Annotated in this window: 1 protein-coding gene and 1 pseudogene; both read left to right on the top strand. The window is 42.6% G+C overall.

What is annotated here, in order from left to right:
- Positions 1–427, top strand: a pseudogene (locus tag M72_RS14180) (hypothetical protein); the annotation flags it as partial.
- A gap of 13 nt (positions 428–440) precedes the next feature.
- Positions 441–998, top strand: a complete 558-nt coding sequence (locus M72_RS14175) for a hypothetical protein (RefSeq protein WP_261291842.1) — start codon at positions 441–443, stop codon at positions 996–998.
- Positions 999–1020 lie beyond the last annotated feature (22 nt).

Raw genomic sequence — 1020 nt, 5'->3', positions numbered from 1 at the left:
ATATAATTCTGATTTTAAGGAGTACGGGGTTATTTCCTTTGACCTTAATGGGAGCAGACAGGTAGTACCTAATTATGCAGTACCGAAAATGAATACAAGCACCATGTCAGGCATTTGTGCTGCGAATAATTCTCTGGTACTAAGTAATAAAAGTTATTATGCATGGACAACATCAAGTGGCGGTAAATATACATGGACGGTCAATAATGGAAGAATAGGCTGGGCAGCCTCGGAATCGTTGCTTGCAGAGAATACAAATCAAAAAGGAACAAATTATAAGTGGGAAATGTGTAAGGCAGGCAATATCCTATCTGATCTGGCACAGGGAAAGAGTGTGTGGGGGTATCTCTACAGCAATGAGGAGGTATTGTCCGTCTGTGAGAAAGTCGGGATTTCTCCGGGATTCTTTTCTATAGATCTCCCGTGATGAGCTGGAGGGAATGCAGATAAAGATTGAAAGCAATGGGAATGTAACAGTGAGCGGTATCGAAGATAAGGAAGTCCGGGAGCAGGTTCAGAAACTGGTAGAGGAAAAGTACAGTGACCGGATGTATCAGTATTACACAGGAATTGCTGACAGTGTGGGAAATCTGACGTCCAATACCTGGCAGTATGCCACGGATGTGCAGGAAGTCAGGCGTTACTTAAAAGGAGTTACGGGAGAAGATATTTCTCTGGAGAACCTTTACCTGACACCAGACGGAAAGATTGGCGGGCTGCCGGAAAAAGCCGCTAATCTGATCAACAAAACAAAAGACAATGCCAAGATAGAGCGGATAAAGGATGCATTGATAAATATTATAGGACATAATAGGACAAGCGGTGATCTGGGGATTCCAGACTTCACTTCGGAGTTTAAATTCAGTAATGGTGCTTTTTCTGTGGCAGACAGTGGTTTTACGGTGGATATGGCGGCATTGGATAGAAGGCTGACGCCCCAACCGCATGATAACATGTATTCGGATATGTATGCGTATAGTTTCAGGAAAGTATTATGATTATGAAAAGTAATTATACACA

It is taken from the genome of Roseburia faecis (assembly GCF_001406815.1).
Lineage (GTDB): Bacteria > Bacillota > Clostridia > Lachnospirales > Lachnospiraceae > Roseburia > Roseburia faecis.
This window is presented reverse-complemented; position numbering and strand designations above follow the sequence as displayed.